The organism is Pseudomonas pseudonitroreducens, assembly GCF_021603645.1.
Taxonomy (GTDB): domain Bacteria; phylum Pseudomonadota; class Gammaproteobacteria; order Pseudomonadales; family Pseudomonadaceae; genus Pseudomonas; species Pseudomonas pseudonitroreducens.
Window position 1 is genome coordinate 449,299 of record NZ_BQHJ01000002.1, and the last position, 22,671, is coordinate 471,969.

General features: G+C 65.5%; 21 protein-coding genes and 1 riboswitch. Of the genes, 9 read left to right on the top strand and 12 right to left on the bottom strand.

All coding sequences use genetic code 11. The features are described 5' to 3' along the window. Positions 1 to 2 precede the first annotated feature (2 nt). Positions 3 to 1,049, bottom strand: a complete 1,047-nt coding sequence (gene epd, locus L6D89_RS06155) for an erythrose-4-phosphate dehydrogenase (protein ID WP_236199100.1) — start codon at positions 1,047 to 1,049, stop codon at positions 3 to 5. Between the two features lie 93 nt (positions 1,050 to 1,142). Then, complete coding sequence (tkt, locus tag L6D89_RS06160) at positions 1,143 to 3,140, bottom strand: transketolase (RefSeq protein WP_236199101.1); 1,998 nt, start codon at positions 3,138 to 3,140, stop codon at positions 1,143 to 1,145. Between the two features lie 250 nt (positions 3,141 to 3,390). Between tkt and L6D89_RS06165 the strand changes: the two genes are divergently transcribed. The 3 genes from L6D89_RS06165 (at position 3,391) to ligB (ending at position 7,535) form a co-directional block, all read left to right on the top strand. Then, positions 3,391 to 4,392, top strand: coding sequence for an ArsR/SmtB family transcription factor (locus tag L6D89_RS06165; RefSeq protein ID WP_236171198.1), 1,002 nt, complete (start codon positions 3,391 to 3,393; stop codon positions 4,390 to 4,392). A gap of 17 nt (positions 4,393 to 4,409) precedes the next feature. After that, positions 4,410 to 5,600: a methionine adenosyltransferase gene (metK, locus tag L6D89_RS06170; protein WP_236171197.1), complete on the top strand. Its 1,191-nt coding sequence runs from the start codon at positions 4,410 to 4,412 to the stop codon at positions 5,598 to 5,600. 267 nt (positions 5,601 to 5,867) lie between these two features. Further along, positions 5,868 to 7,535, top strand: a complete 1,668-nt coding sequence (gene ligB / locus L6D89_RS06175) for an NAD-dependent DNA ligase LigB (RefSeq protein ID WP_236199102.1) — start codon at positions 5,868 to 5,870, stop codon at positions 7,533 to 7,535. Positions 7,536 to 7,540: 5 nt separating this feature from the next. Here the strand turns inward: ligB and L6D89_RS06180 are convergent, their stop codons facing one another. Next, on the bottom strand, positions 7,541 to 8,845 hold the full coding sequence (locus L6D89_RS06180) for a ferredoxin reductase family protein (RefSeq protein WP_236199103.1): 1,305 nt from the start codon (positions 8,843 to 8,845) through the stop codon (positions 7,541 to 7,543). Positions 8,846 to 9,017: 172 nt separating this feature from the next. Between L6D89_RS06180 and L6D89_RS06185 the strand changes: the two genes are divergently transcribed. Beyond that, the gene (locus L6D89_RS06185) at positions 9,018 to 9,779 is read left to right on the top strand and encodes a metallophosphoesterase family protein (RefSeq protein WP_236199104.1); all 762 of its coding nucleotides are present in this window, start codon (positions 9,018 to 9,020) and stop codon (positions 9,777 to 9,779) included. On the opposite strand, the gene L6D89_RS06190 is transcribed toward L6D89_RS06185, so the two are convergent. After that, a complete protein-coding gene (locus tag L6D89_RS06190; RefSeq protein ID WP_236199105.1) occupies positions 9,776 to 10,744 on the bottom strand; it encodes a CE1 family esterase in 969 nt (322 codons plus the stop codon). The genes L6D89_RS06185 and L6D89_RS06190 overlap by 4 nt on opposite strands. Positions 10,745 to 10,894: 150 nt before the next feature. On the opposite strand from L6D89_RS06190, the gene L6D89_RS06195 reads away from it, so the two are divergent. Continuing rightward, positions 10,895 to 11,293 (top strand): DUF1090 domain-containing protein, encoded by a 399-nt coding sequence (locus tag L6D89_RS06195; protein WP_236199106.1) that lies wholly within the window; start codon positions 10,895 to 10,897, stop codon positions 11,291 to 11,293. An 84-nt stretch (positions 11,294 to 11,377) separates the two neighbouring features. On the opposite strand, the gene L6D89_RS06200 is transcribed toward L6D89_RS06195, so the two are convergent. From L6D89_RS06200 to L6D89_RS06210, 3 genes are all read right to left on the bottom strand, one after another. Continuing rightward, a complete protein-coding gene (locus L6D89_RS06200; protein WP_236199107.1) occupies positions 11,378 to 11,845 on the bottom strand; it encodes a c-type cytochrome in 468 nt (155 codons plus the stop codon). Between the two features lie 144 nt (positions 11,846 to 11,989). Then, the gene (locus L6D89_RS06205) at positions 11,990 to 12,376 is read right to left on the bottom strand and encodes an MAPEG family protein (RefSeq protein ID WP_236199108.1); all 387 of its coding nucleotides are present in this window, start codon (positions 12,374 to 12,376) and stop codon (positions 11,990 to 11,992) included. A 99-nt stretch (positions 12,377 to 12,475) separates the two neighbouring features. Then, complete coding sequence (locus tag L6D89_RS06210; RefSeq protein WP_236199109.1) at positions 12,476 to 13,306, bottom strand: EamA family transporter; 831 nt, start codon at positions 13,304 to 13,306, stop codon at positions 12,476 to 12,478. A gap of 146 nt (positions 13,307 to 13,452) precedes the next feature. On the opposite strand from L6D89_RS06210, the gene L6D89_RS06215 reads away from it, so the two are divergent. Both L6D89_RS06215 and L6D89_RS06220 read left to right on the top strand, forming a co-directional pair. Continuing rightward, on the top strand, positions 13,453 to 14,067 hold the full coding sequence (locus L6D89_RS06215; RefSeq protein WP_037011389.1) for a LemA family protein: 615 nt from the start codon (positions 13,453 to 13,455) through the stop codon (positions 14,065 to 14,067). Next, positions 14,064 to 15,047 carry a TPM domain-containing protein gene (locus L6D89_RS06220; RefSeq protein WP_236199110.1) on the top strand — a complete coding sequence of 328 codons (984 nt, stop codon included), beginning with the start codon at positions 14,064 to 14,066 and terminating at the stop codon, positions 15,045 to 15,047. The genes L6D89_RS06215 and L6D89_RS06220 overlap by 4 nt, the downstream gene beginning before the upstream one ends. A 10-nt stretch (positions 15,048 to 15,057) precedes the next feature. Here the strand turns inward: L6D89_RS06220 and L6D89_RS06225 are convergent, their stop codons facing one another. The 5 genes from L6D89_RS06225 to gcvA form a co-directional block, all read right to left on the bottom strand. Beyond that, positions 15,058 to 15,834 (bottom strand): ABC transporter ATP-binding protein, encoded by a 777-nt coding sequence (locus tag L6D89_RS06225; protein WP_236199111.1) that lies wholly within the window; start codon positions 15,832 to 15,834, stop codon positions 15,058 to 15,060. Then, positions 15,834 to 16,640 carry an ABC transporter permease gene (locus L6D89_RS06230; RefSeq protein ID WP_045215900.1) on the bottom strand — a complete coding sequence of 269 codons (807 nt, stop codon included), beginning with the start codon at positions 16,638 to 16,640 and terminating at the stop codon, positions 15,834 to 15,836. The genes L6D89_RS06225 and L6D89_RS06230 overlap by 1 nt, the downstream gene beginning before the upstream one ends. Positions 16,641 to 16,729: 89 nt before the next feature. Next, the gene (locus L6D89_RS06235; RefSeq protein ID WP_236199112.1) at positions 16,730 to 17,737 is read right to left on the bottom strand and encodes an ABC transporter substrate-binding protein; all 1,008 of its coding nucleotides are present in this window, start codon (positions 17,735 to 17,737) and stop codon (positions 16,730 to 16,732) included. Between the two features lie 192 nt (positions 17,738 to 17,929). Continuing rightward, a complete protein-coding gene (locus L6D89_RS06240) occupies positions 17,930 to 18,337 on the bottom strand; it encodes an acyl-CoA thioesterase (RefSeq protein ID WP_169935900.1) in 408 nt (135 codons plus the stop codon). A 239-nt stretch (positions 18,338 to 18,576) separates the two neighbouring features. Further along, positions 18,577 to 19,485: a transcriptional regulator GcvA gene (gene gcvA, locus L6D89_RS06245; protein ID WP_236199113.1), complete on the bottom strand. Its 909-nt coding sequence runs from the start codon at positions 19,483 to 19,485 to the stop codon at positions 18,577 to 18,579. Positions 19,486 to 19,713: 228 nt separating this feature from the next. Here gcvA and L6D89_RS06250 point away from each other — a divergent pair, with 228 nt between their 5' ends. Beyond that, entirely contained in the window at positions 19,714 to 20,895 is a 1,182-nt protein-coding gene (locus tag L6D89_RS06250) for an acyl-CoA dehydrogenase (RefSeq protein ID WP_236171184.1), read from the top strand. A gap of 90 nt (positions 20,896 to 20,985) precedes the next feature. After that, positions 20,986 to 22,209, top strand: a complete 1,224-nt coding sequence (locus L6D89_RS06255) for a CaiB/BaiF CoA transferase family protein (protein ID WP_236199114.1) — start codon at positions 20,986 to 20,988, stop codon at positions 22,207 to 22,209. 330 nt (positions 22,210 to 22,539) lie between these two features. Beyond that, positions 22,540 to 22,652, top strand: a riboswitch (S-adenosyl-L-homocysteine riboswitch). Positions 22,653 to 22,671 lie beyond the last annotated feature (19 nt).

Here is a 22,671-nt window from a genome sequence, read left to right on the forward strand (position 1 = left end):
GATTAACGTTCAGTAGCGGCGACCTGCAGGAAGTGCCCTGCAGTGTCGAGCATGCGGTTGGCGAACCCCCACTCGTTGTCGAACCAGGCCAGCACGTTCACCAGGCGGGGGCCGGAAACGCGGGTCTGGCTGCCATCGACGATGGCCGAGTGCGGGTCATGATTGAAATCGCAGCTGGCGTGCGGCAGCTCGGTGTAAGCCAGCAGGCCTTTCAGCGGGCCTTCGCTGGCGGCCTGGCGCAGCACGCGGTTGATCTCCTCGGCGGACGTATCGCGGGAGACCTGCAGGGTGATGTCCAGAGCCGAGACGTTCACCGTCGGTACTCGAATGGCTTTGGCCTGGATTCGCCCGGCGAGTTCCGGCAGCAGGCGCTCGATGCCGCGCGCCAGACCAGTGGACACCGGGATCACCGACTGGAAGGCCGAGCGCGTGCGGCGCAGGTCTTCGTGGTGGTAGGCGTCGATCACCGGCTGGTCGTTCATCGCCGAATGGATGGTGGTGATCGAGACGTACTCGATGCCCACCGCCTCGTTCAGCAACTTGAGCAGCGGCACGCTGCAGTTGGTGGTGCAGGAGGCGTTGGAAACCAGTGTTTCGGCGCCGGAGAGGCCCTGCTGGTTGATGCCGAAGACCACGGTGGCGTCGATGTCCGCCTCGCTGGCCATCGGCTGGGAAAACAGTACCCGCGGCGCGCCGGCGCCGAGGAAGCGCTCGCCGTCTGCACGGGTGTTGTAGACGCCGGAGCATTCCAGCACCAGATCGACGTCCAGGGCGCGCCAGTCGATGGCCTCAGGCTCGGCCTCGCGGAACACCTTCACGCAATCGCCGCCCACATGCAGGCAACCGTCGGCCACGCTCACCTCGCCGGGGAAGCGGCCGTGGGTGGAGTCGAAGCGGGTCAGGTATTCGAGGCTGGCCAGGTCCGCCAGGTCGTTCAGGGCGACGATGGAGAAACCGGCCTTGGCGCCGCGCTCGTGCAGGGCACGGAACACGCAGCGGCCGATGCGGCCGTAGCCGTTGAGGGCAACTCGGTAAGGGCGCTTGGACATTGTTATCCCTTGGTGATCTTCATAGGAGCGAACCTGCCCGTGAGTCGAGCGAAGCGGTTCGCGAGCAAGCTCGCTCCTACAATGAAGCCTCGATCAGGCTTCGAGCAGCTCGGCGGCGACTTCCAGCACGTTCTCGACGGTGAAGCCGAAGTGCTCGAACAGCGCCGGGGCCGGGGCCGACTCACCGAAGGTGGTCATGCCGATGACGCGGCCTTCCAGGCCCACGTACTTGTACCAGTAGTCGGCGTGAGCGGCTTCGATGGCGATGCGCGCAGCAACCTGTACCGGCAGCACGGCCTGCTTGTAGCCGGCGTCCTGCTGATCGAAGACGCTGGTGGACGGCATGGAAACCACGCGCACCTTGCGGCCTTCGGCGCTGAGTTTGTCGAACGCCTGGACGGCCAGGCCGACTTCGGAGCCGGTGGCGATCAGGATCAGCTCCGGCTCGCCGTCGCAGTCCTTCAGCACGTAGGCGCCGCGGGCTACGTCGGCCAACTGGGCGGCGTCACGCGGCTGGTGCGGCAGGTTCTGGCGGCTGAAGATCAGCGCGGACGGGCCACCAGCACGCTCGATGGCGTACTTCCAGGCCACCGCGGACTCCACGGCATCGGCCGGGCGCCAGGTGTCCAGGTTCGGGGTCAGGCGCAGGCTGGCCAGCTGTTCGATCGGCTGGTGGGTCGGACCGTCTTCGCCCAGGCCGATGGAGTCGTGGGTGAACACGTACAGCACGCGCTGCTTCATCAGAGCGGACATGCGCACGGCGTTGCGGGCGTATTCCATGAAAATCAGGAAGGTCGCGCCGTAGGGGATGAAGCCGCCGTGCAGGGCCACGCCGTTCATGATGGCGCTCATGCCGAACTCGCGCACGCCGTAGAACAGGTAGTTGCCATTGGCGTCATCGGCGCTCACGCCTTTGCAGCCTTTCCACAGGGTCAGGTTGGAACCGGCGAGGTCCGCGGAGCCGCCCAGCAGTTCCGGCAGCAGCGGGCCGAAGGCGTTCAGGGCGTTCTGGCTGGCCTTGCGGCTGGCGATGGTCTCGCCTTTCAGGGCGACGTCGGCGACGTAGGCAGCGGCCTTCTCGGCGAAGTCGGCCGGCAGCTCACCGGCAACCCGGCGCTCGAACTCGGCAGCCAGTTCCGGATGCGCGGCCTGGTAGGCGGCAAAGCGCTTGTTCCACTCGGCTTCGCGGGTGGCGCCGGTGTCCTTGGCGCTCCACTCGGCGTAGATGTCTGCGGGGATTTCGAACGGCGCGTGGTTCCAGCCCAGCGCGGCGCGGGTGGCGGCCACTTCGTCGACGCCCAGGGCGGCGCCGTGGCTTTCTTCCTTGCCCTGCTTGTTCGGCGAGCCGAAGCCGATGATGGTCTTGCAGCAGATCAGGGTCGGCGCATCGCTCTTGCGGGCGGTCTCGATGGCGGTCTTGATTTCGTCGGCGTCATGCCCGTCGACGTTGCGGATCACCTGCCAGCCGTACGCTTCGAAGCGCTTGGGAGTGTCGTCGGTGAACCAGCCGTGGACTTCGCCATCGATGGAGATGCCGTTGTCGTCGTAGAAGGCGACCAGCTTGTTCAGGCGCAGGGTGCCGGCCAGCGAGGCGACTTCATGGGAGATGCCCTCCATCATGCAGCCATCGCCGAGGAAGGCGTAGGTGTAGTGATCGACGATGCTGTGACCGTCGCGGTTGAACTGTGCGGCCAGTACCTTCTCGGCCAGCGCCATGCCCACGGCGTTGGCGATGCCCTGGCCCAGGGGGCCGGTGGTGGTCTCGACGCCGGCGGTGTAGCCGTACTCCGGGTGGCCCGGGGTGCGCGAGTGCATCTGGCGGAAGTTCTTCAGGTCGTCGACGGTGACGTCGTAGCCGGTGAGGTGCAGCAGCGAGTAGATCAGCATCGAGCCGTGGCCGTTGGACAGCACGAAGCGGTCGCGGTCAGCCCACTGCGGGTTGCTCGGGTTGTGCTTGAGGTAGTCACGCCAGAGGACTTCGGCGATATCCGCCATGCCCATGGGGGCGCCGGGGTGGCCGCTGTTGGCTTTCTGCACGGCATCCATGCTCAATGCGCGGATGGCGTTGGCTCGCTCACGACGGCTGGGCATCGCTGAATCTCCTGCGGGGGCTGCTTCGAAAGATCGAAGGGAATGAAAAAAGGCCGGTATTTTCGCCCAGCCAGGCCCTGCGGGGCAATGAGATTCGGGCTGCAGGCTACAGGCGGCAGGCCGCAGGTCCTGGCCGGCAACCGCCTGCTGCTTGTCGCCTGTAGCCTGTAGCTGCCTTTCGTCTCCAATATCAAAACTTTTTGATACAGCTATTGCCCGCCCTGAAAGCCGCGACTAGACTGCGCGACCTATGAGCCTGCGCCTGCCCGAAATCCGCCACGACGATTGCGACCAGCTGGCCGCCCTGTGCAAGGCCGGCGGCGATCCGCTGCGGCTGAACGTCCTGCGGGTGCTGGCCAACGATTCGTTCGGCGTGCTGGAACTGGCGCATATCTTTGCCGTCCGCCAGTCGGGCATGAGCCACCACCTCAAGGTGCTGGCCCAGGCCGGCCTGGTCGCCACCCGCCGCGAAGGCAACGCGATTTTTTATCGCCGCGCCCTGCCCCAGGGCGACAGCCTGGGCGGCACGCTGCATGGGGCGCTGCTCGAAGAAGTCGACGAACTGGCACTGGCCGATGACGTCAGCGCCCGCATCGATGGTGTACATGCCCAGCGTGCCACCGTCAGCCGCGACTACTTCGCCCGCAGTGCAGAGAAGTTCCAGGCGACCCAGGACCTGATCGCAGGACTGCCGCAATACCGCGAAAGCGTGCTGGCGCTGCTCGATGCACTGAGCTTCGCCCCCGGCGCCACAGCGCTGGAAGTCGGCCCCGGCGACGGAGGTTTCCTCCCCGAGCTGGCCCGGCGTTTCGATCAGGTCACGGCGCTGGACAACAGCGAGACCATGCTCGAAATGGCACGGCAACGTTGCGCCAGCGAAAGCCTGAACAACGTCCGACTGCGGTTGGGCGATGCCTTGCAGGACATCGACGACGCGGCGGACTGCGTGGTGCTGAACATGGTGCTGCATCACTTCGCCGCACCCGCGGAGGCCGTGAAGCAGCTGGCACACCTGGTGAAGCCCGGTGGCAGCCTGCTGGTGACCGAACTCTGCAGCCACGACCAGAGCTGGGCCCGAGAGGCCTGTGGTGATCTCTGGCTGGGGTTCGAACAGGAAGACCTGGCCCTCTGGGCCGAAGCCGCCGGGCTTGCGTCCGGCGAAAGTGTTTACATCGGTTTACGCAATGGCTTTCAGATCCAGGTGCGGCACTTCGCCAAACCGGATTCGCGAAGCGTCCTCACCCACCGGTAAATGATAGGAACCGTTAGATGAGCGAATACTCTGTTTTCACCTCCGAATCCGTCTCCGAAGGCCATCCGGACAAGATCGCAGACCAGATTTCCGATGCGGTGCTCGACGCCATCATCGCCAAGGACAAATACGCCCGTGTGGCCTGCGAAACCCTGGTGAAGACCGGTGTCGCGATCATCGCCGGCGAAGTCACCACCTCTGCCTGGGTCGACCTGGAAGAGCTGGTGCGCAAAGTCATCATCGACATCGGCTATAACAGCTCCGACGTCGGCTTCGACGGCGCCACCTGCGGCGTGCTGAACATCATCGGCAAGCAGTCCGTGGACATCAACCAGGGCGTCGACCGCGCCAAGCCGGAAGACCAGGGCGCAGGCGACCAGGGCCTGATGTTCGGCTACGCCAGCAATGAAACCGACGTGCTGATGCCCGCACCGATCTGCTTCTCCCACCGTCTGGTGGAGCGCCAGGCCGAGGCCCGCAAATCCGGCCTGCTGCCGTGGCTGCGCCCGGACGCCAAGTCCCAGGTCACCTGCCGCTACGAAAACGGCAAGGTGGTCGGCATCGACGCCATCGTCCTGTCCACCCAGCACAACCCGGAAGTCAGCTACAAGGACCTGCGCGAAGGCGTGATGGAGCTGATCATCAAGCAGGTACTGCCGGCCGAACTGCTGCACAAGGACACCCAGTTCCACATCAACCCGACCGGCAACTTCGTCATCGGCGGCCCGGTGGGCGACTGCGGCCTGACCGGTCGCAAGATCATCGTCGACTCCTACGGCGGCATGGCCCGTCACGGCGGCGGCGCGTTCTCCGGCAAGGACCCGTCCAAGGTTGACCGTTCCGCGGCCTACGCCGGCCGCTACGTGGCCAAGAACATCGTTGCCGCCGGCCTGGCCGAGCGTTGCGAGATCCAGGTGTCCTACGCCATTGGCGTGGCCCAGCCGACCTCCATCTCGATCAACACCTTCGGCACCGGCAAGATCAGCGATGAGAAGATCGTCCAACTGGTCCGCGAGCACTTCGACCTGCGTCCGTACGCGATCACCAAGATGCTCGACCTGCTGCACCCGATGTACCAGCCGACCGCGGCCTACGGCCACTTCGGTCGCAACCCGTTCGAAATGACCTACGACGGTGACACCTTCACCGCCTTCACCTGGGAGCGCACCGACAAGGCTGCCGCCCTGCGTGACGCCGCCGGCCTGTAAGGCCCGGATGCAGGAAAAGCCCCGCCTCGGCGGGGCTTTTTCGTTTCCGGCCCAGTAGCTTTTCGCAGGGGCGAGCTTGCTCGCGAACGGCCCGGACGATGGGGTTGAGAGGTTCGTAAGCAAGCTCACTCCTACAGGGGGCGCCGCGCGCTCGCCCATCATCTCCAACGTCCGACACAGCACAGCGAAGCGTCCCACCCATCCCTCGGCATCGGTCAACGTGCAGCGCTTCTAGGCTGCGCCTCATTGCCCCGTGCGGAGGCTGCCATGCCACGCTTGATCGTCGCCCTGTTGCTTTGTCTTGTCTCCACCGTCCAGGCCTGCCCAAGCTGGCCCACCGATCAGGCGCAGCTGCAGCTCGAAGCACTCAGCGCCCAGCTCAATCAGTGGGATGACGCCTATCATCGCGACGGGCGATCCCCGGTCGCCGACGAACTCTACGACCAGGCCCGCGAGCGACTACGGCAGTGGCAGGCCTGCTTTCCGCAAGCCCTGATCGCCCCCGCGACACCCCTGGCCGGTAGCGCCGGAGAAGCCCGCCACCCGTTCGTTCACACCGGCCTGGACAAGCTCCCTGACGCCTCGGCGGTGCGCAACTGGCTGGCCCATCGCAGCGATCTCTGGGTGCAGCCAAAGGTCGACGGCGTAGCGGTCACGCTGATCTACCGCGATGGTCGCTTCGCCCAGGCGATCAGCCGCGGCGACGGCAGCACTGGCCAGGACTGGTCCGCCAATGCGCAACGGATTGCAGCAATCCCCGGACAGTTGCCCGGCGAGCACGGCCAGCGGGTCCTGCAAGGCGAGCTGTACTGGCGCCAGCCACAGCATGTACAGGCCATGCACGGGGGCGCCGGGGCACGCGGCAAGGTCGCCGGGTTGATGGCGCGCAAGGAACTGGGCGACGAAGGAGCACAGATCGGCCTGTTCGTCTGGGAGTTGCCGGATGGCCCGCTGGAAATGCCCGAACGCCTGGCACGCTTGCGCCAGCTGGGATTCGGCGACAGTGCCGAACTGACCAAGCCGGTGACTGGTCAAGCTGAAATCGAGGCCTGGCGCGAACGCTGGTATCGCCAGCCGCTTCCCTTCGCCAGCGACGGCATCGTCATCCGCCAGGGCCGCCGGCCACCGGGCAAGGCCTGGAGCGCACAGGCACCGGGCTGGGCGGTGGCGTGGAAATATCCGCATCAACAGGCACTGGCCGAAGTTCGCCGCGTGGAGTTCAAGGTCGGACGCAGCGGGCGGGTCACACCCGTGCTGCACCTGGCTCCAGTGGAGCTGGATGGGCGTACCATCCAGCGCGTCGGCATTGGCTCGCTCAAGCGCTGGCGCAGCCTCGACATCCGGCCCGGCGACCAGGTCGCCGTGGCCCTCGCCGGACTGACCATTCCTCGCCTGGACGGCGTGGTCTGGCGCACACCGAATCGCGTCGAACTGGCCGCACCAGTGGACAATCAATTCAACGCGCTCTCCTGCTGGCGCCCCACGGAAGGCTGCAACGAACAGTTCCTGGCCCGGCTGGAATGGCTGGGTGGCAAGAACGGCCTGGGGCTTTCCGGCGTCGGCGCAGGTACCTGGCGACGCCTGCACGAGGCCGGCCTGCTGTCGGGGCTGCTCGACTGGATGACGCTGACGCCAGCGCAATTGAGCCAGGTCCCCGGCCTGGGCGAGCGTAGCGCTGCCAGCCTGCATCAGCAGTTCCAGCTCGCTCGCCAACGCCCCTTCAGCACCTGGCTACGCGCTCTCGGCGCGCCCGCCGTCGATGCCCACCCAGCGGCAGCCGACTGGTCTGCGCTGGCCGCCCACAGCGCCCAGCAATGGCAGGCCAGACCCGGCATCGGCAAGGTTCGCGCGGCGCAGTTGGAAGCTTTTTTCCAGGCGGAGGAAGTCGTGCAACTGCGCGGGCAATTGCACGACCTCGGTGTCACCGGTTTCTGAGCGCCTCAGCGCATCTGGAAGGCTTCCTGGTGGAAGCGGTTGCTTGGCATGCCCTGGCGACGCAGGTCACGACGCAACAGCTCGGCCAGCGCCTGCGGGCCGCAGAACCACACGCTCGGCCAGCGCCCCTGCGCGCCGGGCTGCAGGCCCAGATCAGCCGCCTGCAGGTAGCCCTCGCTCTCGCTGTAGTGCACGCGCAGGTCGATGCGAGGCAGCTTCGCGCACAACTCGCGCAGACGCCCGGCGTATATGGCGTCGGACGGTGAGCGCACGCAGTACAGCAGCGTTACTTCCGGGCAGTCTTCCGGCCGCCCCTGCAGTGACTCGAGCCAGGCCAGGAACGGCGTGATGCCGATACCACCGGCGATCCACACCTGCCGCTCGCCCTTGTCACGGCGGAAGTCGAAGCGACCATAAGGGCCTTCCACCTTCACCGGATCACCGACCTTCAGTCCGTTCTGAAGGCGCTGCGTGTAGTCCCCCAGTGCCTTGATGCTGAAACGCACCTCGCCATTGCCCAGATCGCCGCTGGAAATAGTGAAGGGGTGCTGCCCCTCCAGGCGATCACAGGTCAGAAAGGCAAATTGGCCGGCACGATGCTGCCAGCGGCCCTGCAGCTTGCAAGTCACTTCCAGCATGCGTTCGCCGGGACGCTCGAGCGCCACCACGACGCCCTGGTGGGTGCGCCGACGGCCGATCTGCCCGGCCAGCGACCAGAGCGCGCACAGGCTGCCCACCGCCGCGCAGAACGCCACCAGCCATCCGATCGGCTGCGCCCAGTAGCCCGCCGGCGCCAGCACCACGCCATGGAAGGCGAGCACCAGGTAGACCACTGCGAGGGTTTTGTGGACGTAACGCCACAGGTGGTAGGGGAAGCGCTGCCAGAGGGTGATGACCAGCATCGCCGCCAGCAGCCAGGCCGACCACTCGCCCAGGTCCTTGGCCGAACCGCGGAAGACGTCGAGGAAGGTTTCCACCCGCGGCCCCTTCGCCGGCTTGGCAATGAACTCGGCAAGCAGCGGCCCGCCCAGCTCCATCAGGTAGTGCAGCAGACCGAGCACGATGGCCAGGATGCCCGCCCACTTGTGCGCGCGGTACATGCGGTCGAGGCCGTCGAGAGGCCTCTCCAGCCACACCGGGCGCACCGCCAGCAGCATGATCAACGACATCAGCGCAAAGGACGCGACACCCGTGAAGAGAATGGCCTGCTTGCGCAGAACCCAGATGTCCAGCGTGGCCGGCGGGTCGACGAACAGCGCCAGGCCAAAGGTGGCCGCCACGGCCAGTAGTACGATCCAGATAAGTTTCATGAGTCCTCCTTGGGGCGCCAAAGCAGCGGGCCCAAGCGGAAGCTGAAGGAACCTTCTGAATCATCCCTTAATTTCGAAGGGTCTTTAGCCAGGCATTGGCAATGCCATGACCCATGTCAAACGCAGCGTCCTTCGTTATTCTCGGCAGATTCCTAAATGCCAGTTACACGCCATGCGCCTGCGAGTTCTTTCCGATCTTCACCACGAACATTTCCCCAACGGCCGTCGCGCATTGCCGCAAGCGGCGGCGGATGTCGTCGTTCTGGCTGGAGACATTCACGAGCACCTGCAAGGCCTGCATTGGGCCCGCGAAGAATTTCCCGACAGCGAGATCATCTACGTCGCCGGCAACCACGAGTTCTATCACTCCGACCTGCCCGAACTGACCCAGGCCATGCGCAATCTGGCGCGGACGCTGGATATCCACTTCCTGGAAAAGGACGCGGTGATCCTCGACGGTGTCCGCTTCCTCGGCGCGACGCTATGGACCGACTTCCAGCTCTATGGCAAGTGCGCAGCAGAGCTGGCCTGCGATCAGGCGCGGTTGCTGATGCCGGACTTCAACACCGTGGACTACTTCACCCGGCCCTTCACGCCGGACATGAGCCGCGAGTTGTGCGAAGCCACCTGCGAGTGGCTGGAAGCGGAACTGGCCCGCCCCTTCGCCGGACCGACCGTGGTCGTCACCCACCACGCTCCCAGTGCCCATTCGATCCCCGCCTACTACGTCGGCGATGCGTTATCCCCCGCGTTTGCCTCGAACCTTGAAAGCCTGGTCGAACGCTGCGACCTGTGGATCCACGGGCATGTTCACGAATGCCTGGACTACCGTGTCGACAAAGGCCGCGTGGTCGCCAACCCCGGCGCCTATCCGGGCGAGGACAGCGGCTTCGATCCCTGCCGGGTCATCGAGCTCCAGCGCCCCGATCGTTAACGCGAAAGCTCGCTGAAGAAGCGCCAGATTTCGGCCGGGCCATCGAGTTGCGGGTCGACCTGCCCGAGCATTCGCGGCGGCCGGTAGAGCGGTTGTGAAATCAGATGGCCGCCGCCGAACACCGTCACCAGTTCGACAGGCGGACCGCCACCGTCGGCCCAGCGCTGCCGCTGTGTCCATACCGGGCCGGGCTGGGTCAGCTTGTCCACCTGCGGCTTACCGCCCTGGCCGTTACGCTGTGCCAGTGCCAGAGCGGATTCCTCGGCGGAAAGCACGTTGCCGCGATCACCGAAGCCGAACAGGGTGACCCGCCCCCCCGCGTAGGGATTGATCGGGTCTCGCGTGCCATTCATCAACAACGCGGCCTTGGGTTGCCCGGCGGGACGGCAGGCATCGTTGTCGCCAGTCGGCAGGCTGGCGGCGACGGCGGCGACGCCTTCGACCTTGTCCGACGCCTCAGCGGCCAGGCGAAGCGCCATTTGTCCGCCATTGGAGTAGCCGGTGACGAACACCCGCTCAGGATCGACACCGCGCTCGCGCTGAAGACTTTCGATCATTTGCGAGAGGAAGCCGACATCGTCGATATTCAGACGCCGTGCGCTGTAGGAGGCGGCCCGCCGACAGTCATTCCAGTGCCCCTCGAAACCATCGGGGTAGAGAACCAGGAAGCCATCGCGGTCAGCCAGGGCATCGAAGCGGTAGCCGCTATCGCGGCGCATGCGCTCGCCGTTGCTCTGCGAACTGTGCAGCACCACCAGCAACGCCGGGCGCTCGGCCAGCTTCTGCGGCACATAGAGCACATAGCTGCGCCGCCGTTCGCCCTGGCGCACCGAGGCATCCTCGCTGCTGCCGCTCAGCACCGGCTGCAACGTCAGTTCACCGGGCACATACCACCAGCCGCCGACCAGCAGCGCCAGCACCAGCAGCGCGATGAGTGCCTGCACGATCCGCATAGCCACCCGCATACAGCTTCTCCTTGCCCGCGCGGCGGGCCTTGCGAGTCCCGGCCTGGTTCGGAGGCGATTGTCCTGGGGCAGCCCCTCGTCCGGTCGTCCATGGCAAACTCTAGCCGTCGACTCCAACGTCATAGTGTTTGGTAACCAAGGATTCCGAAAATGTTCCGAAGCTCTGTCCTGATGGCCACCGTTCTCGCCTTCGGCTGCGCCAGCCCGCTGTTTGCTGCCGATGCCGCCCAGCAACCGCTGACCGGTTGCGCCGCCAAGCGTGCCGCCATCGAAACCCAGCTCGAACACGCCAAGGCCCAGGGCAACGGCAACCGCGTCGCCGGCCTGCAGACCGCCCTGGAGAAGGTGAAGACCTATTGCACCGACGCCAGCCTCACGCAGGAGCGCAAGCAGAACGTGCTGGATGCGGAGAAGGAAGTCGCCCAGCGCGAGAAGGATCTGCGCAAGGCGATGAACAAGGGCGACGCGGAGAAGATCGAGAAGCACAAGGACAAGCTGGCCGAGGCCCGCGCCGAGCTGGAGCAGGCCAAGCGCGAACTGGAGGAGTGAACCTGCAGGAGCGAGCTCACTCGCGAACAGCTCCGCGACGGAGTGTGTTCGCGGGCAGGCTCGCTCCTACGGGGACCGGGCGCCTTAAAGCGCGCGGAACTTCTTGTGGCAGGCTTCGCAGGCGTCTTCCACCGCGGCGAAGTCCTTGCGCACGCCTTCGGGTGTCGGCGCGGCGTTGCGGGTGTTTTCGCCCAGGGCGCGAACCGCTTGCTCGAAGGTCTTGGCGTCGGCCTGGAACTCCAGCTGGCGCTGCCAGATTTCCGCCTTGGCACGGGTGTCGTCGCTTTCCACCTTGTCAGCCGGCGGCTGGGTCGTGGGGAAGTACTGCCAGGGCTTGTCGGCCAGCTCACTCAGTTTGGTCGAGTTGGCGCGGAACTTGTCCCCGTCGAACGGAATTCGACCGCGCAGCATGCCGCCCATGTCCTCACTGGTCTTGAGCATCTCCTTGAACACCGCCTGGCGCTTGTACTCCGGCGAGTTGGGGTCCAGGCGATGGCAGCCGGCAAGCGCGGTGCCGGCCAGCAGCAGAACGAGCAGGGTCTTCAACTTCATGGGGGACTCTTGTAGGACGGCTAGACACGGAAGCGCCGGATTATCCGCCCCGTTCCCCGAATGATCCAGACTGCGTGCCGGTCGCTGCGGCCATCCGCCGCAGCGCCGACTCATTCGTTCAGCTGCCGTTCAGGCACGCACAGGTCAGGCGGAAACGACGAAGATCGCGATGATCAGCGCCATGCCGAGGAACCAGGCCAGCGAGCGCAGCAGCGCCAGGTCGGCGATGTAGAAGATCAGGTAGAGCAGGCGGCTGGTGACCCAGGCAATGGCCAGGCGGTCGATGGTGGCGGGCTCGGCGTTGTTCACCAGGTAGGCGATGATCACCGCCGCGGCGAAGGCCGGGGTGACCTCGAAGCTGTTCATCTGGAAGGCGTTGGCGCGCTTGCGGTAGCCCTCCAGGGTAGCGAGGAAGGTGCGTGGGTCATGGTTCTGCCGGGGGCCGAAACCGCCGCCGGTGAACTTGGCGATGCTGGTGCCGACATAGGGCAGGAAGATCGCGATCAGGACGCACCAGAAGGCAATGGGCATGGTGGAAGACTCGTCGAGGGGAAAGCGCGCAGCTTAGGGCATGGCCACGCCCGCGTCCTTGACCGACCTGGCGGCGCGCTTCGTAGCGCGAGCCAATCCTCAGAGCTTCATCACCAGCATGCCCGCCAGCACCAGGCTGCACGCGGCCAGGCGCGGCAGGCCGAAGGGCTCCTTGAGGAAGCGCATGCCGAACAGCACCACCAGCAGTACGCTGGTCTCGCGCAGCGCGGCGGCCTCGGCGATGGAGCCCAACTGCATGGCCCAGAGCACCAGCCCGTAGCTGAGCAGCACGCAGAAGCCGACGCTGATACCCAGCTTCCAGTCGTTGATCCAGAACCTGGCAAACGCGCGAGTACGCCCGACCAGCGCCACCAGCGGGAACGGCAGACCGGACAGCAGCGACAGCCAGACCAGGTAGTCCAGCGGCTTCGGCCAGAGCTTCAGCGCGTTGCCGTCGGTCCAGGTGTAGCTGCCGATGCACAGGCCCATCAGCAGCACGGTGGGATAGGCGATCCACGGCAGCTTCGAGCCGCCACCCCCCTTGAGCAGGAACAGCATGCCGACCGGGATCAGCAGGATGCCGAGGATCTGCTTGTCGCTCAGGTGCTCGCCGCCGAAGTAGAGGGTCAGCGCCAGCACCACCAACGGCGACAAACCGCGCATCAGCGGGTACACCAGTCCCAGGTCACCAACCTTGTAGGCCTGGATCAGCAGCACCCGATAGACCAGTTGCAGCGACACGGCGGCCAGCAGCCATGGCCAGACCTCGGCGGGTGGAAGCTCGATCCAGGGCAGCAGCGCCAGCGCGGCGGCGAGGCCGACCATGTCCATGCAGGCAACCACCAGCAGGCGGTCGTTGCTGAACTTGACGAGGGTGTTCCAGGTGGCGTGCAGCAGGGCGGCCAGCAGCACCAGGGTAGTGGCGAGCACGAAAACGAACTCCTGGTATAGACCAGAACAATTCTACCCCGAGCCACCCCATGGCCGGCAAGCGCTGGCTGTTTCGGACATTTCCAACTGCCTCCTCAGCCATAACTGGCCTAGACTGGGCCTTTTCGCCAGCACGAGCCTCTGCCATGCCACGCCTGATCAAATTCCTGACCGCTTACATCCTCGTCACCCTGCTCTCCGGCTGCGGCTACAACGCCATGCAATCTGGCGATGAAGGGGTGAAGGCCGCCTGGTCGGAAGTGCTCAACCAGTACCAGCGCCGCGCCGACCTGATCCCCAACCTGGTCAGCACCGTGAAGGGCTATGCCGCCCATGAAGCCAGCGTGCTGACCCAGGTCACCGAGGCCCGCGCCAAGGTCGGCAGCACCACTCTGAACGCCGACCAGCTCGACGACCCGGAAGCGGTCAAGCGCTTCCAGCAGGCCCAGGGGCAGCTCAGTTCGGCGCTGTCGCGCTTGCTGGTGGTCTCGGAAAATTACCCGCAGCTCAAGGCTGACGGCCTGTTCAAGGACCTGCTGACCCAGCTCGAAGGCACCGAGAACCGCATCACCGTGGCCCGCGGCCGCTATGTGAAGGCTGTGCAGGAGTACAACGTGATGATTCGCCAGTTCCCGCAGGTGATCACCGCGAAGATCTTCGGCTACAAACCCAAAGCCAACTTCAGCGTCGAGAACGAAGCTGCCATTTCCACCGCGCCTAAAGTGGACTTCGGCAACGCGCCGGCGCAGCCCGCGCAATGACCCTGCCGCGCTGGCTGCTGACCGCCCTGCTGCTGTGCTGGGCGGTCGTGCTGCAGGCGGCGCCGGTCGCCATTCCACCGCTCAGCGCCCGCGTCACCGACCTCACCCAGACCCTCGATGCCGGGCAGCGCGCGCAGCTGGAAAGCCAGCTCGCCGGCCTGGAGCAGCGCAAAGGCGCGCAGATCGCCGTGCTGCTGGTGCCCACCATCGGTGAGGACAGCATCGAGGACTACGCGGTGCGCGCTTTCGAGCAATGGAAGCTGGGCCGCAAGGGCGTGGATGACGGCGTGCTGTTGGTGGTTGCGAAGAATGACCGTACGCTGCGAATCGAAGTCGGCTACGGGCTGGAAGGCACCATCACCGACGTGCAGGCCGGCCGGATCATCCGCGAACAGATCGTGCCCTTCTTCCAGAAGGGCGACTTTGCCGGCGGCATCCAGGCCGGCGTCGACAGTCTGATCGCACTGATCGAGCCACCAGCCAACGCCGCCACTGCGGGCAGCGCCGATGACGAACTGCCGCGCACAGGCCCGGCAGAGAACTACAGCGACGCCTATTCCAACCGCAACGCGACGGCGGCCGAGGAAATCCCGCCCACCCGTCTCGCGGCGCTGCTCGGCTTGCTGGTCGGCGTACCGATGCTGGGCATGCTGCTGCCGGTGTCGTGGATGCGCCAGCGCAGCATGGGCCGCTACCTGTTGTGCAGTGTGCTGGTGGGGGGCATCGCCGCCGGCGTGCTGCTGGTCAGCGAAGCCAATCCCGCGGCGCTGCAACAACAGATGATTGGCGCCTTCTCGATCCCGCTGGTGCTGTACATCTTCTTCCTGCCGCCGATGTGGCTGACCATGGGCGTGCTGCAACTGCTCATGACGATCATCAGCTCGATCGGTCGTGGCGGGCGCGGGGGTGGCGGCGGTGGCGGAGGTTTCCGTGGCGGCGGTGGCTCCAGCGGCGGCGGCGGGGCCTCCGGCCGCTGGTAATGCAGAGCCCTCAGAGGGCGGAAACGCCCTGCTCTTCCTCGCGGATCGAGCGCAGCACCTGGCGCTGCAGGTCGATGAACTCGGCGCTGGCGGCCATGTCCTCGTGGCGTGGGCGGCCGAGCTTCACGTCGAAGGTGGTCTTGATCCGCCCCGGCCCGAGTCCCATCACCACGATGCGGTCGGACAGGTAGACCGCCTCTTCCACGTCGTGGGTAACGAACATCACCGTCAGCCGGTGGGTTTCCCAGATGCGCGTGAGCAACTCCTGCATCTGGTGGCGGGTCATCGCATCCAGCGCGCCGAAGGGCTCGTCCATCAGCAGGATCTTCGGCCGGTAGGACAGCGCCCGGGCGATCGCCACGCGCTGCTTCATCCCGCCGGACAACTCGTTCGGGTAGGCCTCGGCGAACTTCGTCAGCTTCACCAGTTCCAGGTGCTCGTCGGCGATCTCGCGGCACTGCGCGCGGGACAGGCCGGCGGCCTTGAGGGCGAACTCGACGTTCTGTCGCGCGGTGAGCCAGGGCAGCAGGGTGTACGACTGGAACACCACGCCACGGTCCAGGCCCGGCCCGGTGATCGGCACGCCGTCGACCTTCACGCTGCCGCTGTCGAACTCTTCCAGGCCGGCAGCGATGGACAGCAGCGTGCTCTTGCCGCAGCCGGAGGTGCCGACGATGGACACGAACTCATTGTCCGCCAGCGTCAGGTCGATGTTGCGCAGCACCTCGCGGCGGTCCTTGCCGACCGCGAAACTCTTGTTCAGGCCGGAGATTTCCAAAGTCGCCATCAGTTGCGCCTCCGGTTGTAGCGGAACAGGACCTTCTCGCCGGCGCGCATGGCCTGGTCGGTGATCAGGCCGAGGAAGCCGAGCAGCAGGATGTAGCCGATGATGGTGTCGGTCTGGAAAAAGCGCTGGGACACGGTGATGCGATAACCCAGGCCGGAGGTGGCGGCCACCAGTTCGGCCAGCACCAGCCAGGTCCAGGCCCAGCCGAGGCTGATCCGCAGGGCATCCCAGATCCCCGGCAACGCACTGGGCAGGACGATCTTCAGGAGAATGCGGCGATCCGGCATGCCGAGCGTGCGACCGAGGCCGACGAAGTCCGCCGGCACGCGCTTGATCGCGTCCATCACCATCAGCACCTGCTGGAAGAAGGTGCCGATCCAGATGATGAGGAATTTCTGGAAGTCGCTGGTACCCGCCCAGAGGATGGTCAGCGGGACGAAGGCGACCACCGGCATGTAGCGCACGAAGTCCACCAGCGGCTCGGTGGCGGCCTTCCAGAAGCCGTAACAACCGGCGAACACGCCGATCACGATGGACATCGCCGAGGACACCAGGAAGGCCACGGCGATGCGGTACACACTGACCTTCAGGTCCGACCACAGCGTGCCATCGGCAGCCAGCTTGAGCATGCGCGCCCAGACGTCGCCGGGCGCCGGCAGGAATATCTTCGGCACCGCGCCACTGGCGCCGGCCAGCCACCAGAGCAGCGCCAGCAGGACGAACACGGCGCCGCCGATGAGCAGGAAATGACGCTGCGCGATCGGCTTGCCGATGGTGAACAGCGGGTTGGATTTGCGGGCTTTCATGTCGGGCTCGTCGAACGGGGAAAGACGCGCGCCGGCTCAGGGCCGGCGCGCGCCAGGTATCAGCAGATCAGTGCCGGAACGTCAGCGGCTCAAAGCGCCTCGACGAAACGCGCGTCGATGGCCTGCGCCGGGGTGACCGGCTGCTGCAGGATGCCGGCTTCGCTGGCGGCCTTCTGGATATGCTCGAAGGAGCCCTTCTGGAAGGCGCCCTTCAGTTCGGCCTGGTTCTCCTTCACCGAGTAGAAGTGCACGCCGTCGAAGGCACTGGTCAGTTCGGACTCGTCGGCGCCCACGCCCTTGGCGATGGCGGCGCGGCCTTCGGCGCTCTTCTCGTTGTAGTGCTTCAGACCCGCTTCCCAGCTCTTGATCAGCGCCAGCACCTGGCCGGGACGCTCCTTCAGGACTTCGTCGCGAACGACGAACACGTCACTGATGATGCCCGGGTCATCCGAGCCCTTGTACAGCAGGTTGACCTTGGGGTTCTGCTGCTTGGCGGCGGAAAGGTACGGTTCGTAGGTGACGGCGGCCGGAACCTGGCCGGCGATCAGCGCGCTGCCGGCGTTGGCGGCGGGCATCGGCACCGGCTGCACATCGGCGATGGTCAGGCCGGCCTTGCGCAGAGCGCTGTGCAGGAGGATGTCGCTGGTGGTGCCTTCTTCATAGGCGACCTGCTTGCCCTTGAGGTCGGTCAGGGTCTTGATCGACGGATCGACGATCAGCGCGTCGGCGCTGGTGCTCTGATCCAGCAGCAGGACGATCTTCACCGGCAGGCCCGCAGCGACCATGGCCATGGCGGTATGGGTGGCGAGGTTGCCGCCGTCGATCTGGCCGCTGGCCAGGGCGGCGTTCATGTCCTTGTCTTCGGTAAAGTTGACCAGTTCGACCTGCTCCAGGCCGTTGGCCTTGAAGGCGCCGGCCTGTTCGGCGACGTACCACTGGCCGTAGCCCAGCCAGGGCTGCATGCCCATCTTGAATGTGCCGGCCTCGGGCTTGGTGTCGGCCTTGATCGATGCGGCGTGTGCGGCGCCGGCCAGCAACAGGCTGGCGCAGGTGGCCACGGCCAGTTGGCGCAGCGCGGATGCGAAGGTGGTGTACATGGTCTCTCCCCGGTCATTGTTTTGCAGTTGCATTCCCTGGGAATGAACTGCTGGATCGGCGGGGAGCGTGCGTCGGCCCATGCCCGCCGTGGGCGGGCACAGGCTCACATTCAATCGACGCAAATGCAAAGGTTTTCGCCGCGGTTCGGCTTGGCTCCGGGCACGCTGGCAATCACCCTCGCGGGCCAGCCATCAGGGCTGGGGAATGGCATCGTCCTTGAACTGGTCCTTGATGTACTTGATCTCGGTGCGACCGTGGGGCGCCGGCTGGCCATCTGGGCCGATGTTGACGAAGACCATCTTGTCGACCGTGAGGATGCTCTTGCGGGTGATCTTGTTGCGCACTTCGCAGGTCAGGGTGATCGAGGTGCGGCCGAACTCGGTGGCGGTGATGCCCAGTTCGATGATGTCGCCCTGGCGCGCGGAGCTGACGAAGTTGATCTCCGAGATGAACTTGGTCACCACGCGCTGGTTGCCCAGCTGGATGATGGCGTAGATCGCTGCTTCTTCATCGATCCATTTCAGAAGGCTGCCGCCGAACAGGGTGCCGTTCGGGTTGAGGTCTTCAGGCTTGACCCATTTGCGGGTGTGGAAATTCATGGAAGCTCCTTCTTGGGAGGTTGCGCCTCGTGAGCGCGATGACGGGGAAAGCCCCGCCGGCTAAGCAATTCTGGACTAGGCCGGCGCCAGGCACCTTGCCATGGCTCAGAACCTGTTCAACATCTTGCGAGCTAGAGCAGAACAAGGCGGAAACAGGCTGAAAAAGCGGAGTTTACGTTCTGTAAATGAGCATTTTTCAGCCTGTTTCCAACGCGGTTATGCCGACGCGCAGCAGATGTTCAGCCGAGGCAGGCTTCGACGCGGTATCGTGCGGCCTCATCCACCAGCCAGTCGCGGAAAGCGCCGAGGGTCGCCGATTCCACCTTGCGTTCGGGAATCATCAGGTAATAGGCATTTTCGCTCAAATAGGCATGCTGCATGGGCACGATAAGCCGCCCATCGGCCAGCTCGTGCTGGATCAGCATCGGCGGAATCAGCGCCACGCCCATGCCGTGCATTGCCGCCTGGGCAAGCATGGAGAACAGCTCGTAGCGGGTGCCGCTCATGTCGTGCGCGACGCTCATGCCCAGCGAGCCGAACCACTGGCGCCAGGCGTAGGGCCGGGTGGTCTGCTGCATCAACGGCAGCTCGGCAATCTGCGCGGCAGACAGTTCTCGACGCCCACCCAGCAGCTCGGGACTGCACACCGGCACCGGGTTCTCGTGCATGAGGAAGTTGGCCACCGTGCCGGACCACACGCCGTCGCCGAAATACAGCGCCGCGTCGAACTCGGTGTCGGCGAAGAGGAAGGGCCGGGTGCGGTTGGTCAGGTTCACCGTGACTTCCGGGTGCAGACGCTTGAAGTCCTTCAGTCGCGGCAGCAGCCACTGGGTCGCAAAGGTCGGCACCACCGCCAGCTCCAGCGTGCCACCGCCCTGCTGACCCATCACCGCCAGGGTGTCGCGCTCCACGGCGTCCAGGCGCTGGGCGACGCGGCGGCTGTAATTGAGCCCGGCCTCGGTCAGTTTCACCCCGCGCCGCGAACGGCGGAACAGCTCGACGCCGAGGAACTCCTCGAGCGTGGCGATCTGCCGGCAGATCGCGCTCTGGGTCAGCGACAGCTCGTCGGCGGCCTTGGTGAAGCTCTCGTGGCGGGCGGCGGACTCGAAGGCGACCAGCGCCGCGGTGGTCGGGATCTTGCGTCGCATCGAATGCCTCTTCGGAATATCGTGATGCGCAGGAATCGCTGAAGACAGCTTAAATAGAGGCGATGGCGAGAAGCCAAGTGCCAAGCATGCGATTACGGAGTGACAAAATAGCACAACAGCGTGCGAATTAGTCGGTTGCCCGGCTTCCCGACGGCTGACTAGGATGACCCACACCGAGCCCGCCTAGACTTGTGCGGGTCTTTCACTGTCTGCGTTCGAGGTTTCTCCATGGCGACCAAAGCAAGCTTCAACTGGGAAGATCCGCTGCTGATGGATCAGCAACTCACCGAAGAAGAGCGCATGGTGCGCGACAGCGCCCAGCAATTCGCCCAGGACAAGCTGGCCCCACGCGTGCTGGAAGCCTTCCGCCACGAGCAGACCGACCCGGCGATCTTCCGCGAGATGGGCGAGACCGGCCTGCTCGGCGCGACCATCCCCGAACAATACGGCGGCAGCGGCCTGAACTACGTGTGCTACGGCCTGATCGCCCGTGAAGTCGAGCGCATCGATTCCGGCTACCGCTCGATGATGAGCGTGCAGTCCTCCCTGGTGATGGTGCCGATCAATGAGTTCGGCAACGAAGCCACCAAACAGAAATACCTGCCGAAACTGGCCAGCGGCGAATACATCGGCTGCTTCGGCCTGACCGAGCCGGACCACGGCTCCGATCCGGGCTCGATGATCACCCGCGCCAAGAAAGTCGATGGTGGCTATCGCCTGACCGGCGCCAAGATGTGGATCACCAACAGCCCGATCGCCGACGTCTTCGTGGTCTGGGCCAAGGATGACGAAGGCCAGATCCGTGGTTTCGTCCTGGAAAAAGGCTGGGAAGGCCTGTCCGCCCCGGCGATCCACGGCAAGGTCGGCCTGCGCGCCTCGATCACCGGCGAGATCGTGATGAACAACGTGTTCTGCCCGGAAGAAAACGCCTTCCCGGACGTGCGCGGCCTGCGTGGCCCGTTCACCTGCCTGAACTCCGCCCGCTACGGCATCTCCTGGGGCGCCCTGGGTGCCGCCGAAGCCTGCTGGCACACCGCTCGCCAGTACACCCTGGACCGCAAGCAGTTCGGCCGCCCGCTGGCCGCCAACCAGCTGATCCAGAAGAAGCTGGCCGACATGCAGACCGACATCACCCTCGCCCTGCAAGGTTGCCTGCGCCTGGGCCGGATGAAGGACGAAGGCACCGCCGCTGTCGAAATCACCTCGATCATGAAGCGCAACAGCTGCGGCAAGGCCCTGGACATCGCGCGCATGGCCCGCGACATGCTTGGCGGCAACGGCATCTCCGACGAGTTCGGCGTCGCCCGCCACCTGGTCAACCTGGAAGTGGTGAATACCTACGAAGGCACCCACGACGTCCACGCGCTGATCCTCGGCCGCGCGCAGACCGGCATCCAGGCGTTCTTCTAAAATCGGCCTTCGGCGACAGGCCTCAGGCGGCAGGCAAGTACAGCTCCGCCTGAGGCCTGCAGCCTGTCGCCTGCAGCCCCAGGAGTTTTTATGTCCGGCGCCCTTTCGCACATCCGTGTCCTCGACCTCTCCCGCGTTCTCGCCGGCCCTTGGGCCGGGCAGATCCTCGCCGACCTTGGCGCGGAAGTGATCAAGATCGAGCGTCCTGGCAGCGGCGACGACACCCGTGCCTGGGGCCCGCCGTTCCTCAAGGACAGCGACGGCCGCGACACCAGCGAAGCGGCGTATTACCTGTCGGCGAACCGCAACAAGAAATCCCTGACCATCGACTTCACCCAGCCCGAAGGCCAGCGCCTGGTGCGCGAGCTCGCCGCCAAGGCCGACATCGTGCTGGAGAACTTCAAGGTCGGCGGGCTCAAGGCCTACGGCCTGGACTACGAGTCGCTGAAGACCCTCAATCCGAAGCTGATCTACTGCTCGATCACCGGCTTCGGCCAGTTCGGCCCCTACGCCAAGCGCGCCGGCTACGACTTCATGATCCAGGGCCTGGGCGGCCTGATGAGCCTGACCGGACGTTCCGACGCGGAGGAAGGCGCCGGCCCGGTGAAGGTCGGTGTGGCACTGACCGACATTCTGACGGGCCTCTACTCGTCCACCGCGATCCTCGCCGCCCTCGCCCACCGCGATGTCAGCGGCATCGGTCAGCACATCGACATGGCGCTGCTGGACGTGCAGGTCGCCTGCCTGGCCAACCAGACCCTGAACTACCTGACCACCGGCAACCCGCCGCGTCGCCTGGGCAACGCGCACCCGAACATCGTGCCGTACCAGGACTTCCCCACCGCCGACGGCGATTTCATTCTCACCGTCGGCAACGACGGCCAGTTCCGCAAGTTCGCCGAACTGGCGGGCCACCCGGAATGGGCCAGCGACGAGCGCTTCGCGACGAACAAGGCACGCGTGGCGCACCGCGAGGTGCTGATCCCGCTTATCCGCCAGTCCACCGTGATGCGCACCACCGCCGAGTGGATCGCCGTACTGGAGCAGGCCAGCGTGCCCTGCGGGCCGATCAATGATCTTGCACAAGTCTTCGCCGACCCGCAGGTGATCGCCCGAGGCCTGCGCGTGGACTTGCCACATCCCCTGGCCAGCACAGTGCCGCAGGTGGCCAGCCCGATCCGCCTGTCCGAGACCCCGGTCGAATACCGCAACGCCCCGCCGACCCTCGGCCAGCACACGCAGGAAATCCTCGAAGGCGTACTCGGCCTGGACCAGGCCGCGATAGGCAAGCTACGCGACGGCGGAGTCATCTGACGTTCCCCGCCGAACGGCGAACCACCTGTAGGGCGAATAACGCCTCGGGCGTTATCCGCCGCCCGTCGATCCACCCACCAGGGGTTGGCGGATAAAGCGTGCCGCTTTATGCGCCCTACGGCTGAATATCGGCGCCTGCCCCGGCAGGTGCCACCGATCCCCGAAACGACGCCCGCGCCAGGGTTTTCACGGCCCCTGGCGCGGGCGCGGCGGGGATCCCGGCCGCGATCCAATGCGCGAACACGACCAAAAGCCTTTGGCTTGTCATGCGCCATGGCTATAATCCGCAAGCTTCAATAACGGCCGGCGCTGTCCGGTCGTTCCCGCCACCCGTCCGAGGGGCGCTGCAGCAGGTCGATTCGCTTCGGCTTGTCAGGCTCGGATGGGGCGCGTCACGGTCGGCAACCGCCGATCGCCAAACGCATCAACGGCGCCCATTCGCAGACAACGAATGGAGAGTTA